This is a genomic window from Rhizobium sp. L51/94 (genome assembly GCF_019355555.1).
In the GTDB taxonomy this organism is placed as follows: domain Bacteria; phylum Pseudomonadota; class Alphaproteobacteria; order Rhizobiales; family Rhizobiaceae; genus Rhizobium; species Rhizobium rhododendri.
Window position 1 is genome coordinate 941,277 of the sequence record NZ_CP072141.1, and the last position, 14,266, is coordinate 955,542.

A 14,266-nucleotide genomic window follows, 5' to 3' on the forward strand; every position below is an offset into this window, starting at 1 on the left:
CGGGCTCGCCCCTCAATCTTTCGCCGTCCGCTTCTTTTTCTCCGGATCGTCGAAGGTGATGGTGTGGGCAATCGCCGGCGCATTGACAGTCTTGCCCTTGACCTCGAGCTTCACGCCCTGCGACGCATAAGGCACTTCGACGCGCATGATCGCCATGGATCGGTTGGTCAGCTTGGAATAGCTGGGGCAGGTTATGACCCCGACCTTGCGACCGTCGGCCCAGACCTCGTCGCCGAGATCGGTCGGGCCATCCGCATCGACCAGCAGGCCGAAAATCTTGAACCTCTCCTTGCCCTTGAGACGCGCATGCTCCTCGGCGCCTCGAAAGCCCACCTTGCCGGGGCTGACGGTGAAATCGAGCCCCAGCTCCCACAGGCTGTCGCCCGGCTGCTCATTGTCGAACGGGTACATCTGCGAATTGTCGTAGGGGAAGAACAGCAGGTAGCTTTCGACACGCAGCATGTCGAGAACACTAAAGCAGCAGGGGATGATGCCCATCTCCTTGCCCTCGTCGACGATCCGGTCCCAGATCATCCCGGCATCCTGTCCGCGAACGAAAAGCTCATAGCCCCGTTCGCCGGTATAGCCGGTGCGAGAGATCATCACGGGCGCCCCGAACAGCGTCGTCTGCATGTGGTGAAAGTATTTGAGCTCGCGGATGCCCGGCACATATTTCGACAGGTAGTCGACGGCAAGCGGCCCCTGCAGCGACAGGTCGTGGAGGTCGTCGTCGAACAGCACAGCGCAATTGCGGCCTGCGGCCTGTTTCGTGATCTCCTCGTGACCGGTTCCCGAACCGTGCACCAGCATCCAGGAGTTCGGGCCGGTGCGATAGACGATACAGTCGTCTGTGAAATGGCCGCGATCGTTGAGCATGCAGGCATAGACCGAGCGGCCCGGATAGATTTTGCTCATGTCGCGGGTGGTGATGTATTCTAGCACTGCAATCGCGTGCGGACCGACGAGGTGGACCTTCTTCAGTCCCGACACATCCATGAGGCCCGCCTTTGTGCGGATGGCGATGTGTTCCTCGTAGATATCCTTGTCGTAGGTCCAGGCGGTTCCCATGCCGCTCCAGTCCTCGAGCTTGGATCCGAGCGCCCGATGCCGGTCCGCGAGCGCAGAAAATCGCCAACTCAAAGCCATGCCATTCCCCTTCAATATTTCACTATGTGGAAATAATTATTCCTGATTATATGTGTGTGGACGCGAACGGCAAGGGTAATCTGGACACCCCGCGAGACAATGTTGGAGCTATCGTGGGAAACCACCTGCTGGCGGATTGCTGTCGTGCTCAGGCGATCTCAACTTTTTTGGCTGGCATAAAGTGCTATTGAAGGTCGATCGCAGATTGGATGGAAACCAGCGCATGCGCAAACTGCCGGCATTGTCCGCCATGAAGGTGTTTGAGGTCGTCGGCCAGACGCGCAGTTTCACCAAAGCAGCCGCAAGGCTCAATCTTACCCAGAGTGCCGTCAGCCGACAGGTGCGAAACCTGGAGGACCAACTCGGCGAACCGCTCCTCATCCGGCGTCATCATGACCTGGAACTGACGCCGGCGGGCGTTGCGCTGTTTTCCACCCTGCAGCATGCCTTTCACAGCGTCGAACTGGCCGTGCGCGGCATCGTCGACAAGAGCGCCGGCAATCGTCTGCGCATCAATGTGCCACCGACCTTTGCCAAGCGTTGGCTGATGCCGCGGATGGGACGGTTGCGCGTGGCACTTCCGGACGTCGGGATCAGCATCGGCACGGAACTGCGCGACAGCCTTGCCGAGCGCAGTCTGCTCGACTGCGCGATCCGCTTCGGCGATGGCGAGTGGCCGATGCTGAATGCCCATCTCCTGATGACCGAACGCCATATCGCCGTCTGCGCACCGACATTGCTGAACGGGCGGCGCGACACGTCTCCCATGGACTTCTCCGGCCTCACCTTTCTGCACGTCCTCGCCTCCCCAGACCGGCGCTATATGACCTGGCAGCACTGGCTGGATGCCGCAGGCCTTGCGGATATCGACACGAGCGGCGGCCTCGAATTCGATCTGCTGGATCTGGTGATCGAAGCCGCCTGCAATGGCCTCGGCGTCGCCGTGGTCGATCGCTTCATGGTCGGCGAATACCTTGCAGACGGCAGGCTCGTGCAATTGTCCGATGTCGAGATCGAGGGCCATGAATCCTATTGGCTTGTCGAAAGGGCGGGCGTCGCCGGAGGCAACCATCTCAAGGCCTTCAGGCAGTGGCTGTTCGACGAACTCTCGCTGACTGGCGCCAGGGTCTGACTGTTGCCGTTGGAAGCATTCCATTTTGGAATGCTTTGCCCGACAATAACACGCTTGCGCGCGTCCTAACCTGCCGGTCGAATGGCGAGGATGGCGTCGACCTCCGACGCTTTGTCGCGATATCGGGGACGGAAGATGCAGCACTACCGCAATTTCATCGGGGGCCAATTTTGCGAGCCGACGACGGCCTCGCGGATCGAGGTCCGCAATCCTGCCGATGGCGCCGTTTTTGCAGCTGTAGCCGAAGCCGACGAAGAGACTGTCATCGATGCCGTTGCACAGGCAGCGGCAGCACAGAAGCTGTGGCGGGTCTTGCCGGCGATCCAGCGCGGCGACGCCCTGCGCCGTCTGGCCGATGCGATCGAGAAACACGCAAGGCAGATCGGCGAAGCCTTGGCACGCGAATCCGGCAAAAGTCTTGCCGACGCGACCGGCGAGGCGATCTACGGTGCCGAGCTTATGCGCTACCATGCGGAGTGGGCGCGCCGCGTCGAAGGCGAGATCATCGAGAGCGATACGCCCAACGAGACCCTGCTGCTGAAGCGTGAGCCGATCGGTGTCGTCGCCTGCCTGATCCCGTTCAATTTTCCGATCTACACGCTGGTGCGCAAGATTGCGCCCGCGCTGATCACCGGAAACGCCGTGGTGGTTCGCCCCAGCAACACCACGCCGACCTCCGCCTTTGCGTTTGCCGACGCGATACTTGACGCCGACCTGCCGCCCGGCCTGGTCAACATCATGGCCATGAGCCATGACGTCTGCCGGACGCTCTGCACCCAGCCTGCCGTCGGCATGATCACACTGACCGGTAGCGTCGCTGCTGGCCAGGCGGTGCTCGATTTCTGCAAAACCAATATCGCCAAACCGTCTCTGGAGCTCGGCGGCAAGACACCTGTCATCGTCGAACCTGATGCCGATCTCGACGCCGTGGCAGCTGCGATCATCACCGCCAAGACCGCCCATTGCGGCCAGATCTGCACTGCGGCCGAGCGGCTCTATATCCATGCGTCGGTGCATGACGCACTTCTTGAAAAGCTGCGCGTGGGCTTTGCGGCTCGCAGCTTCGGCAATCGCGCCGTCGATGCCGGCTCAATGGGGCCGCTGGCGACAGCCGCCGCCCGGGAAAAACTACATGCAATGGTCGAACGGGCGCAGGCGGAGGGCGCGACGCTGGAGACGGGTGGCGTGCTGCCGGAAGGCCCCGGCTTCTTTTATCCTCCGACGCTGCTGTCCGGATGCACTCAGCAAATGGAAATCGTCCGCGACGAGGTTTTCGGCCCTGTCTTGGCAGTGCTCAGATATGAGACCTTCGAACAGGCGCTGGCGTTGGCCAGCGATCACCAGTTCGGTCTTTCTTCGGTACTGTTCACCGAGAACTACCACAAGGTGATGCAAGCTTCAGGTGAGATCGAAGCCGGCGAACTTTATATCAATCGTTTCCCGGCCGATCCCTATCAGGGCTACCATGCCGGCTGGAAGAAATCCGGCCTTGGCGGCGACGACGGCAAGCACGGCATGCTCGAATTCACCCAGACCCGCCTCGTCATCCTGAAGCACTGACGCCGCGCCATCCCGGCGCTGGATCGTTGAGGAAACCGCCATGAAGATCGCCTCGCTCAAGACCCATATCGTTGCCGTACCGCCGCCCCATGTCGGCGGCATGTACTGGATTTTCGTCCGGCTCGAGACGGCATGCGGCATCGAGGGCGTCGGGGAGATCTATGCGACGTCCTTCCACCCCTCGGCCATGGTTCCGCTGATAGACGACGTCTTCCAGCGCTATCTGCTGGATCACGATCCCCACCGTATCGAGCGTTTCTGGCGGGCGGCCTATTCCAGCGGTTTCACCCAGCGGCCGGACCCGACGATGATGGGCATCGTCTCAGGCCTCGAAATCGCCTGCTGGGATATCATCGGCAAGGCGGCGGGTCGCCCGGTGTCCGATCTCCTGGGCGGCACGGTCAACGAGAAGCTGCGGGCCTATACCTATCTCTATCCGAAGAACGCCGCCGGCGAGTTCGATTTCAACGACCCCGATCTTGCTGCCGAATGCGCCGTGGACATGGTCGACCAGGGCTTCACGGCTGTCAAATTCGACCCAGCCGGTCCCTACACCAATTATTCGGGCCACCAGTTGTCCATGGGCGTCATGGCTCGTTGCGAGACTTTTTGCGCAAGGATCCGCGAAGCCGTCGGCGACAGCGCCGACATCCTGTTCGGAACCCATGGCCAGATGGTGCCATCCTCCGCCATCCGCCTTGCCCGGCGGCTGGAGAAATACGATCCGCTATGGTTCGAGGAGCCGGTGCCGCCCGGCCAGGAGGCCGCGATGGCGGAAGTGGCCCGTGCTACGTCGATCCCGATTTCGACCGGCGAGCGCTTGACCACGAAGTATGAATTTCAGCGCGTCCTGCAGCTGGGTGCGGCCTCTATCCTGCAGATGAACGTGGCACGCGTCGGCGGATTGCTGGAAGCCAAGAAGATTGCCGGCATGGCAGAGGCCTATTACGCACAGATCGCTCCGCATCTCTACAACGGTCCCGTCGGTGCTGCCGCCAGTATCCAGCTATCGGCGGCCACCCCGAATTTCCTCATTCACGAGGCGATCATGGATTTCGGCGGCTTCCACGCCGAGGTGCTGAAGACCAAGCTGCAGTTCGATGACGGCTATCTCATTCCGTCGCGCGAGCCCGGCCTTGGCATCGAGCTGGATCTCGACGTGATCGAGCGTCATTCGCCCTACACTGGCGACCGTCTGCATTTGCAGATGGCTGCCGAACCCGCCGATATCAAAGCGTTTGCCCCCGCGCGTGGCTGATCACGATAGAGACAAACCATGATCTACGACTTCGTCATCGTCGGCGCGGGTTCGGCCGGCTGCATCCTGGCTAGCCGCCTCAGCGAAAACGGAAAGTATAGCGTGCTGCTCATCGAGGCAGGCGGCAAGGACAATTCCTTCTGGTTCAAGATCCCCGTCGGATACGCCAAGAGCTTCTACAATCCCGATGTCAACTGGATGTATTCGACGGAACCGGAGCCTGAACTGAATGGACGCCGGATCTATGTCCCGCGCGGCAAGGTGCAAGGGGGCTCCGGCTCGATCAACGCCATGATCTTCGTGCGTGGCGCTGCAGCCGATTTCGACGACTGGCAGGCGGCAGGCAACCCCGGCTGGGGCGCAAGTGACGTGCTCCCCTATTTCCGCAAGCTGGAAACCCACGCACAGGGGGCGTCCCGGTGGCATGGAGGCGAAGGACCGATCCACGTCACGCCGATGCGCGGAATGACCCACGGGATCAGCGATGCCTTTCTCAAAGCCTGCGGCGAAGTGAATTTGCCCGCCAACCCGGATTTCAACGGCGCTTCGATCGAAGGCGCCGGTGTCTACGACATCAACACCCGCAACGGCCAGCGTTCCCACTCCAGTGCTGAATATCTGCGTCCCGCCCTTAGACGACCGAACCTGACGATAGAGCGCCATGCCTTTGCACAGCGGTTGCTCTTCGCTGTCGATGGAAAGGTCGAGGGCGTCGAGGTGGTGCAGAACGGTCTGTCTCGACGTTTCATGGCCCGCCGGGAGGTGATCCTTGCGGCCGGCGCCATCGATAGCCCGAAGCTCTTGCAGATGTCGGGCGTTGGCGACGCCGCTTCCTTGACGCAACTCGGAATTCAGATGCGGCATCACCTGCCGGGGGTCGGAGCAAACCTGCAGGACCATCTCTGCGCCAGCTTCTACTATCGCGCCAACCGCCCGACGCTGAACGGCGTCTTCGGCAGTAAATTCGGCCAGGCGGCACTCGGTCTGCGCTATGTTCTGACGCGCAAAGGCCCCTTCGCCATGAGCGTCAATCAGGCGGGCGGTTTCTTTCGTGGCAGTCCGCAGGAGGAAAAGCCCAACATCCAGCTCTATTTCAATCCGCTTTCCTACCGGATTCCTGCCACTTCCAAGTCCGGGCTCATGCCGGAGCCCTATCCGGGGTTTCTGATTGCTTTCAATGCCTGCCGCCCCACCAGCCGGGGAAAGGTGCAGATCGCCTCTAGCGATCCCTCGAGGGCGCCTCTGATCCAGCCGAACTACCTGTCGACGGAGCGCGACGTCGCCGAAGTCCTGCAGGGCAGCCGCCTTGTGCGTCGCATAGCCTCGGCGCCGTCATTTTCAGAGATCACCGACACGGAAGTCTCGCCTTCTGCTGCGGTCGAAAGCGATGCGGATCTGCTCGCCTATTTCCGCGCCAACAGCGGCTCGATCTATCATCCATGCGGCACCTGCGCGATGGGGCCGGATAGCGGCAGATCGGTGGTCGATGCGCGCTTGCGGGTGCATGGCCTCAGGGGGCTGCGGGTTGTCGATGCCTCGATTTTCCCGACGATCACCGCCGGCAATATCAATGCGCCGACGATGATGGTGGCAGAAAAGGGAGCCGCCATGATTCTTGAGGATATCCGAGGCTAGACGCAGGCCGTCGAGAAGGCGAACACGTCGATGGGATCGCCCAGACCGCGCAGCGGATAGGAGCCGAGGTTCTCCAGCACGCCAGAGCAGCTAGCCATCTCCACGAAGGCGCGCGACAACAGGACAGGGCGTTTGATTTCCTTGGTCAGGCTTTCCAACCGCGAGGCGACGTTGACGGCTGGCCCGATCACGGTGAAATCGAGACGCCGTTTGGAGCCGATATTGCCATACATGACATCGCCGACATGGACCCCGATGCCGTAGCCAAGGGCTTCATAGCCGCGTGCCATATTGTGGACGTTGAGCGCCGTCATGGCGGATTGCGCTTCCGCAATAGCCCGCATGAGGTTGCGGCAGGCGTCGGGGTTGCTCAGCGGAAAGATTGCCAGCAGCCCGTCACCCATGAATTTGAGAATTTCGCCCCCAAACTTCTCGATGGGCTCGGACATGGCGTCGAAATAGCCATTGAGTAGCTCGATCACATCGTCGCGCGGCCAGATATCGGAGAGTTTGGTGAAATCCCTGAGATCGCAGATCATGATCGCCGCACCGACGGTGACGCCGCTGCCCCGCGTGGTGGCACCCGCCAGGATTTGCTCGCTGGCATGCGGACCGACATAGGTCTCGAGCAGCGTCCGCGCCAGGCGATTTTTCAACCGGATTTCGCTTACAAGCGCCAGCACCGGTATAAGACCTTTGAGCACGGCGATGTCGGCGTCGCTGAAGCCGCCGGGCTTTTTGGTCGCAAAGCTTGTGACGTGACGTTTTCCGTGCGTGTGGTCGATCGGCCAGGCCACGTACTCTGTGTATCCCTCCAGCTTCAGATCGTCGTAGATCGGATGCCAGACGCCCTTACCGTCCTTGCCCTCCAGCAGCTGGCGCGCCTGGTCGGCACCTTCACTGATGGCATACATCGGGCTACCGAGATATTGCGTAGTCAATTCGACGCCATAGTCGAAAGTCCGGATTTCCGCTTCGGTCATGCCGGTCTCCCAGAGGATGCGGGCGCCCAGCCATTGCGGATTGCGGGTGCTGAAATGCAGGGTCGCGCGGGCCACCGGCACACCCTCCGCCACCAGCCGATCGCACATCTCGACAAAGATATTATCGATGTAGGGCTGCGTCCGGGTCTCCATAATCAGCCATTCGAGTATTTTCCCATGCGCGAGCGAAAGGTGGCCGGCCGGCGGCTTCGAATCGAGACCAGCGTTTTGCGGCGATGACATGGCGGCACTCCATTGGGTCATTGGCTTGCATGCCCACATGGAGCAAAGCCGCATCGATTTACTGTCCAGTGTGGACTTTGCACATGCAATTGAAAAGCCGGCTGAACGAAAGCGGCCCTATCCTTCTTCGCGCACAAGGGCTTCCGCTGCAAGACCGACGCCTAACAGGTGATCGTCTGTGCGCGGCATGCCCGAGAGAAGCAGCCCCACGGGCATGCCGGCATCGCCCGTCCCGCAGGGAATGGAAATGCCGCAGCCATCCAGAAAATTGCCGATCAGCGTATTGCGCAACGTCTTGCCGTTCGTCTGGAAAAACAGATCGTCGTCATTGAGAACAGATGCGATGGGTGGCGCAACATGCGGAAGCGTCGGGAAAACGAGGATATCCTTCGGTCCGACCAGAGCCGCCATTGCGGCAATCAGCCTCTCGCGGGCACTGAGCAGGTCGATATAGCCGGTCATGCTGATATTGGCACCGAGACGGGCGCGCGCAACGACGCGGCGGTCCATACGGTCGGTGTCGGCTCCCGCTAGGCGGTGACGGTGCAGTGCGAAGGCCTCCGCGGTGACTAACGGGCCATGCTGCTGCTGCAGATCGAAAATCTCCGAAAAGATCGGGAAAGCCTGGCGCCTGACGACGGCGCCCGCCTTGACCAGCCGCGCCAGTGCGGCCTCGAACGCCGCCAGAACTCCATCCTCAATGCCGTCGAAGACGACTGTTTCCGGAACGATCAACACCAGCCCGTCGATCGACCCGCGCGTGATTACAGGTGCTGTCAGACCGCGCATCGCTGCATCGATCCAGACTGCGTCCTGGACTGTGCGGCAGAGAGGGCCGAGCGAATCCAGGCTCGTTGCCAGGGGAAAGACGCCCTTCATCGAATATCGCCCGCGTGTCGCCTTGTAGCCGACGATGCCGTTGAAAGCGGCCGGAATGCGGATGGAGCCGCCAGTGTCGGTGCCTATCGCAACGGGCACGAGCCCTGCTGCTACCGCCACTGCGGAACCGGATGACGAACCTCCGGGCAGGCGCGGAACGTCTCTCGATGCCGGGTTGTAAGGAGTGCCGTAATGCGGATTGATGCCGAGGCCGGAAAAGGCAAACTCGCTCATGTTGACGCGGCCGACACTGACTATCCCGGCTGCGGCAAGTGCCGTGACGACATCGGCGTCATTAGTCTCGGGGGAAGCATCTTTCAACACGACTGAGCCAGCAGTGGTTGCAAGGCCTTCGACGGCAAACAGATCCTTCCAGGCAATAGGTACGCCGTCGAGCAGGCCGAGCGAGCGACCTTCGCGGATGCGACGCGAGGCGGCGGCGGCCTCTGCCTTGGCCCGGGCCTCGCTCAGGCTGACAAAGATCGCCTGGTCCGGGTAGGTTCGGATCGCATCGAACGTCTGCTCGACGAGTGTCTGCGGGTCAAGCACACCGGCTTGCAGCAGCGCAGACAACTGGGACACGGATTTTCCGGCAGTGGCATCGCTCATGATCTATCCTCGAGGCTGGGCTTGCCGATTGGGGCAGCAAATTGTCAGCTGTCAAACTAGAGGGGTTTTCACAGGCGGTCGAGCAGTTCGCGTTTCTTGGCGTGGAATTCCTCGTCACCCAGAATGCCTTTGGCATGAAGCGCTGCCAGGCGCTCGATCTTGGTGAATATGTCGTGCTCCGGAGAAACCGAAAGCGCATCGGTGGATTGCTGCGGGGCCGGACCAGTTGACGGTGCAGGTTCAGAAGCCGATTTCGAGACGCCTGCTTCAATCTCTCCGCCCGCGTGAACTTCCTGTAGCTCCTTGACGCTCACCGGCCCGTGTTGGGAGGTAAATGAGAGGGACTGGTCGTAGCCCTGCTGCTGGGAAAAGCCGGTAATCCGGTGATCGCCGGTGTCGTAGATCGTCACCTGACCGTCCTTGCGGATCGCAAGCCGGTTGGTTGCGGGAAATATTGCGTAACGCATATCGTTCTGCGACCCGGTCGAGCCGGCGGCGCCGAGCCCGTGCGGCCACCAATGCCCGCCGCCCGTAGATGACTGATTGCCCGCGTGGTCCGGGTGGGTCTGGCCCTGTTGCGAAACATGCGCGACGTCGGGTTGTTGAAGCCTGCCGTCGCGGCTGAGTTCGGCAAGGTCGCGGCAGACATCGGCCACCTGGGCCTTGAGGCGGTTGTTGAACATGTCGCCGATCATCGTCATGCCGCCCGTAGACCATTGCCCCATGCCGCCGAGTTCCGGATGGTTGAACTGTGCCTGATACCCTCCGCCAGACACGACCGCAGCCAACAGATGTTCGGCTGCGCCTCGGCTGATGCCATGGCGCCCGGCGATGTCGGCCAGGGCGCGGTTTCCCTCTTCGGTCAGCTTCATCAAGACGCGCCTCCTAGAGCGATGCTGCGGAGGCGTATCTCTGCTCGCGAAAGGCGCTGCCGCTGCCAGCGAGCGGCTCGGCAGCCAGACCCTTTCCGGCTTCGGCAATTATCTCGTAGGAGCGCAGGCGTGCCTTATGGTCGAAGATATCAGAGACGATCATCAGTTCATCCGCACCTGTCTCGGCCACCAGCTTCTGTAGGCCCGCGCGGACAGTTTCGGGAGAGCCGACGATCGACCGGCCCAGCATCTGCATAGCCTGCGCCTTCTCCCTCGGCGACCAGTAAGTCTCGATATCGTCGATCGGCGGTTGGCTGAGGCCACGCGTTCCGCGAAACATGTTTGTGAACGACATCTGTTGCGTTGTTGCCAGACGCTTTGCCTCGGCATCCGTCTCGGCGCCGATGATGTTCACGCCCACCATGGCGTGCGACGTTGCAAGCTGTTCCGATGGCTTGAAGCGGGTGCGATAGATCTGCAGGGCCTGCATCAGCATGTCAGGCGCAAAATGCGAGGCGAAGGCATAGGGAAGGCCGAATTCTGCAGCGAGCATCGCGCCGAAATTGCTTGAGCCGAGAATCCACAGCGGGACGTTGGTGCCCGCCGCCGGTACTGCCTGTATCCGCTGGTTATCACCGGCGGGCGCAAGAAAGGCCTGCAGCTCGAGCACATCCTGTGGGAAGTTTTCGGACGCCTCGTTGGTGCGTCGCAGGGCGCGCAGTGTCATCTGGTCTGTGCCGGGTGCGCGCCCGAGGCCGAGGTCGATGCGGCCTGGAAACAGCCGGGCGAGCGTGCCGAATTGTTCGGCGATGACGTAGGGCGAGTGGTTGGGAAGCATGATGCCCCCGGCGCCGACCCGGATGGTCTTGCTGCCAGCAGCGATGTGGCCAATTACGACGGACGTGGCTGCACTGGCGATACCGATCATGTTGTGGTGCTCGGCAACCCAGAAGCGCTCATAGCCCCACGTCTCGGCATGCGCTGCGAGATCGCGCGCGTTGTCGAGAGCGCCGCGGGCATCTTTGTCCTCGGTGACGCGGACAAGATCGAGAATGGACAAGGCGGTCATGGCGCTGCTCCTGGTTTGAGACGCAATCCGGCGATCGTTGGCCGATCGCAAGGCAGGCTTGCTATATCACATATGGAGGCGACACCGGGTCGAGACAAGGCGCCGGATGCAGGCATTGGCCGCGCATCGTAAAATCTAGACGGCGGAGTTCTGGTTTACTTGCGGCTGATGAGAGAGACGTTTTGTGCCAGTCGTTCGCCGCCCCGCATCTTCAATAGCCTGGCCGGAACGCCGCCGTAGACGCCAAATGGCAATGTCTTGCCCTTGACCACTGCATTGGCGCCGATCACGCAACCCTTGGCGATATGGGCCCCGGCGAGAATCTTGGCACCCGCGCCGATCCATACGTCGTCTTCGATGATGACGGCCTTGTTGGTATTGCCTTGCGTCCTGATCGGGCGCGTCGGATCGTCGAAATTGTGCTCGAAAGACGTAATCAGCACCTGCGCGGCAATTCTCACATCATGGCCGATATGCACCCCACCGTGGCCAAGAACGATTGTATAGTCGTTAAAGGAGACATTGTTGCCGATCTCGATGCTGCCGTGCTGGGCATCGAGGATCACTCCGTCCCTGATGGCACTATGGGTGCCGACTGAAACCGCACCGTGTTTCCAGATGATTTTCGCAGTCCATGGCAACCGAATGTCAGCCGCCAGAAAAAGCGAACCGCGCGAGAACAGCGCCTTGAGCCTGTAGAAGAATGCCAAATTGCGCATGCGAAACCCTTTGAAACTTCCCGACAGGATTGCACTAGGGCAAGATTGTGTCGGCCTTTCGGCTCGGGGGTTTCCGAAGGTTGACCACGGAGCGTGCGGTGCAGATGGTGATCGGGTTGGCGATGCGCAAGTCTGCTGCTGGCGGGTCCGCTACCGGATCGAGAGGCTGGGATCGGCCGCAGTTACGCTTGGCCAAGTGGCAAGCGAACGTCGCTGTTCGGCTGATCCAAGCGAGGAAGACCCGTCCGGCGTGTTAACGAGGTGTGCCGTGGGATGCAGCACAGGCTCCTTGCGCCTGAGGCCGAAGGCTTTCAGCACCTCGAGATAGCTGGAATATACATAGCCGTCGTTCATCTGCCGCCATTCCTCGCGCCGTTCGCGGTAGAGGCGCGGCAATCTATACCATGCCGCCGTTGGTTGCTTGTGGTGCACCAGATGGAGGTTGTTGTTGAGGAACAGTAGCCCGAGAACGGATTTTTCGATGATCACGGTCCGGCCGTCCGGATGTTCCGACCACTGGTGCTCGCAATAGGAGCGGATGGCGAGGATCGACAGCGAGGCATAGGCCAGCAGCCCATAGAGCCAAAGCGGCATGCCGAACAGGAAATGAACAATCGTCAGAACCGGTACCAGGCCTGCCAGGTGCAGCACCCAGGCGAGACGCTGCGCCCTGCTGCCTGCCGAGAGGAGTTTGATTTCTGTCAGAGCGAAGCCGATAACCCCGATCGCGGGTCCGATCAGCACCCGGCCAAGCAGCGCGTTGTTGGCGTGGAGCATGCTCTTCAACCAGGCGGGAAATCTTTTCCACTCAGTCAGCCCCCGATAATAGCTCTCCGGATCGTCGTAGGGATCCGTCAGTCGCTCGTCTGCGTGGTGTCGCAGGTGCAGGTTCTTGTAGCGCCTGAAGGGATAGAACAGCGCGATCGGAAGGAAAACCAGGGCCTCGTTTATTAGCGCATTGCGCGTCGGGTGACCGTGAAGAGCTTCGTGCTGCAGTGACGAATGAAATGTCGCCATGACGGGAATCGCGAGGACCCCTATCCACGGCAGTGACTGGTACATCATGCCGGCAGCAAACCATATGAGGTAGCAACCTGCAATCATTCCGAGTGTCACCCACTCGATCCTAAGTCGCCGGTTTCGCCGCTTTGAACGCTCACCAGTTCTCAATTTTATGATCATGCCCTTGATCTCGCTGCGATTCGTTGCCCCCGTATCAGCTTCCGCGCAAGTTGCATTTTGTGCAACGCGATAATGGTGACGATGCGTTGACATTGCGCACGGAATTGCCATGATGGTGATAATTGTCACCAAACGGAACGATATGATGGATAAACGCAAGCTGGCAGTCCTGTTTCAGCAGCGTCTCCGCTTGCTTTTCGACCGCTCCCAGGAGAGCCAATCGGCGTTCGCGGATAATGTCGGCATCGACCGGTCGGCATTATCGCAATTGCTGTCGGGGAAAACCGCCCGGCTTCCAAGGGTGGAAACCCTGCTGAGCATCGCCGAGCGCCATCAGGTTTCGCTGGACTGGCTGCTCGGCATTTCGCAGGACGAGGGCCTGATGGGCGCGCTTCTGCCAAGCCTCGAAATTGAGACCAGCGACGACGAAGGGGCGGGGCTCCTGATCAAATGGCATGCCGAGGCCACCGGCTCTAAAATCCGCTATGTGCCGGCTCGCATTCCCGATCTCCTGCGGACACCCGAAGTTATTGCCTATGAGGCGTCGGAGGCGCACCAGAGCGCCGCGACGCAGGTGGCGGGAACGGCGTTCCGGCTGGATTACAATCGCGAGCCCGGCACCGACATGGAGTCCTGCATGCCGCTGCAGACGCTGGAGGCTTTTGCCGCTGGGCAAGGCATCTGGCAGGGGCTTCCGAAGGCTGCGCGTCAGGGGCAATTGCTGCATATGGCAGACCTTATCGACGATCTTTATCCATCATTCCGGCTGTTCCTTTTCGACGGTCGGGCCCGTTTTTCGGTGCCCTACACCGTCTTCGGCTCCCTGCGGGCAGCGGTATTCGTCGGGCGGATGTATCTCGTCCTGCACAATGTCGATTCGGTCCGCATGATGCAGAGGCATTTCGACGATCTCGTCCGCGATACCAGGATCCATGCGCATGAAGTAGCCGCCTATATCCGCTTGCTCACGGTGGTATGA

General features: G+C 60.9%; 12 protein-coding genes. 5 read left to right on the forward strand and 7 right to left on the reverse strand.

Going from position 1 to position 14,266, the window contains the following annotated elements; genetic code table 11:
- Positions 1-12: 12 nt before the first annotated feature.
- Positions 13-1,146, reverse strand: a complete 1,134-nt coding sequence (locus tag J5274_RS04505; protein WP_142830165.1) for an aminomethyltransferase family protein — start codon at positions 1,144-1,146, stop codon at positions 13-15.
- Between the two features lie 223 nt (positions 1,147-1,369).
- On the opposite strand from J5274_RS04505, the gene J5274_RS04510 reads away from it, so the two are divergent.
- From J5274_RS04510 to J5274_RS04525, 4 genes are all read left to right on the forward strand, one after another.
- On the forward strand, positions 1,370-2,278 hold the full coding sequence (locus tag J5274_RS04510; RefSeq protein WP_142830167.1) for a LysR substrate-binding domain-containing protein: 909 nt from the start codon (positions 1,370-1,372) through the stop codon (positions 2,276-2,278).
- 135 nt (positions 2,279-2,413) lie between these two features.
- On the forward strand, positions 2,414-3,838 hold the full coding sequence (locus J5274_RS04515) for an aldehyde dehydrogenase family protein (protein WP_142830169.1): 1,425 nt from the start codon (positions 2,414-2,416) through the stop codon (positions 3,836-3,838).
- A gap of 40 nt (positions 3,839-3,878) precedes the next feature.
- On the forward strand, positions 3,879-5,096 hold the full coding sequence (locus J5274_RS04520; protein WP_142830171.1) for a mandelate racemase/muconate lactonizing enzyme family protein: 1,218 nt from the start codon (positions 3,879-3,881) through the stop codon (positions 5,094-5,096).
- 18 nt (positions 5,097-5,114) lie between these two features.
- Positions 5,115-6,731, forward strand: coding sequence for a GMC family oxidoreductase (locus J5274_RS04525; protein ID WP_142830173.1), 1,617 nt, complete (start codon positions 5,115-5,117; stop codon positions 6,729-6,731).
- Here J5274_RS04525 and J5274_RS04530 read toward each other — a convergent pair.
- The 6 genes from J5274_RS04530 to J5274_RS04555 form a co-directional block, all read right to left on the reverse strand.
- On the reverse strand, positions 6,728-7,957 hold the full coding sequence (locus J5274_RS04530) for an adenylate/guanylate cyclase domain-containing protein (protein ID WP_374108569.1): 1,230 nt from the start codon (positions 7,955-7,957) through the stop codon (positions 6,728-6,730). The genes J5274_RS04525 and J5274_RS04530 overlap by 4 nt on opposite strands.
- Before the next feature lie 117 nt (positions 7,958-8,074).
- Positions 8,075-9,445 (reverse strand): amidase, encoded by a 1,371-nt coding sequence (locus tag J5274_RS04535; protein WP_142830176.1) that lies wholly within the window; start codon positions 9,443-9,445, stop codon positions 8,075-8,077.
- A gap of 68 nt (positions 9,446-9,513) precedes the next feature.
- On the reverse strand, positions 9,514-10,317 hold the full coding sequence (locus J5274_RS04540) for an SHOCT domain-containing protein (protein ID WP_143123042.1): 804 nt from the start codon (positions 10,315-10,317) through the stop codon (positions 9,514-9,516).
- Between the two features lie 13 nt (positions 10,318-10,330).
- A complete protein-coding gene (locus J5274_RS04545) occupies positions 10,331-11,386 on the reverse strand; it encodes an LLM class flavin-dependent oxidoreductase (RefSeq protein WP_219274771.1) in 1,056 nt (351 codons plus the stop codon).
- Positions 11,387-11,541: 155 nt separating this feature from the next.
- Positions 11,542-12,105 (reverse strand): DapH/DapD/GlmU-related protein, encoded by a 564-nt coding sequence (locus J5274_RS04550; RefSeq protein ID WP_142830180.1) that lies wholly within the window; start codon positions 12,103-12,105, stop codon positions 11,542-11,544.
- A 150-nt stretch (positions 12,106-12,255) separates the two neighbouring features.
- On the reverse strand, positions 12,256-13,221 hold the full coding sequence (locus J5274_RS04555) for a fatty acid desaturase (protein ID WP_224128625.1): 966 nt from the start codon (positions 13,219-13,221) through the stop codon (positions 12,256-12,258).
- A 211-nt stretch (positions 13,222-13,432) separates the two neighbouring features.
- Between J5274_RS04555 and J5274_RS04560 the strand changes: the two genes are divergently transcribed.
- Complete coding sequence (locus tag J5274_RS04560) at positions 13,433-14,266, forward strand: helix-turn-helix domain-containing protein (RefSeq protein WP_142830184.1); 834 nt, start codon at positions 13,433-13,435, stop codon at positions 14,264-14,266.

Bases quoted from the DNA above. Each gene is read 5' to 3' on its own strand.
- J5274_RS04540 (WP_143123042.1), bottom strand. From the start codon at position 10,317: ATGAAGCTGACCGAAGAGGGAAACCGCGCCCTGGCCGACATCGCCGGG.
- J5274_RS04530 (WP_374108569.1), bottom strand. From the start codon at position 7,957: ATGTCATCGCCGCAAAACGCTGGTCTCGATTCGAAGCCGCCGGCCGGC.
- J5274_RS04545 (WP_219274771.1), bottom strand. From the start codon at position 11,386: ATGACCGCCTTGTCCATTCTCGATCTTGTCCGCGTCACCGAGGACAAA.
- J5274_RS04560 (WP_142830184.1), top strand. From the start codon at position 13,433: ATGGATAAACGCAAGCTGGCAGTCCTGTTTCAGCAGCGTCTCCGCTTG.
- J5274_RS04520 (WP_142830171.1), top strand. From the start codon at position 3,879: ATGAAGATCGCCTCGCTCAAGACCCATATCGTTGCCGTACCGCCGCCC.
- J5274_RS04525 (WP_142830173.1), top strand. From the start codon at position 5,115: ATGATCTACGACTTCGTCATCGTCGGCGCGGGTTCGGCCGGCTGCATC.
- J5274_RS04550 (WP_142830180.1), bottom strand. From the start codon at position 12,105: ATGCGCAATTTGGCATTCTTCTACAGGCTCAAGGCGCTGTTCTCGCGC.
- J5274_RS04515 (WP_142830169.1), top strand. From the start codon at position 2,414: ATGCAGCACTACCGCAATTTCATCGGGGGCCAATTTTGCGAGCCGACG.
- J5274_RS04535 (WP_142830176.1), bottom strand. From the start codon at position 9,445: ATGAGCGATGCCACTGCCGGAAAATCCGTGTCCCAGTTGTCTGCGCTG.
- J5274_RS04505 (WP_142830165.1), bottom strand. From the start codon at position 1,146: ATGGCTTTGAGTTGGCGATTTTCTGCGCTCGCGGACCGGCATCGGGCG.
- J5274_RS04510 (WP_142830167.1), top strand. From the start codon at position 1,370: ATGCGCAAACTGCCGGCATTGTCCGCCATGAAGGTGTTTGAGGTCGTC.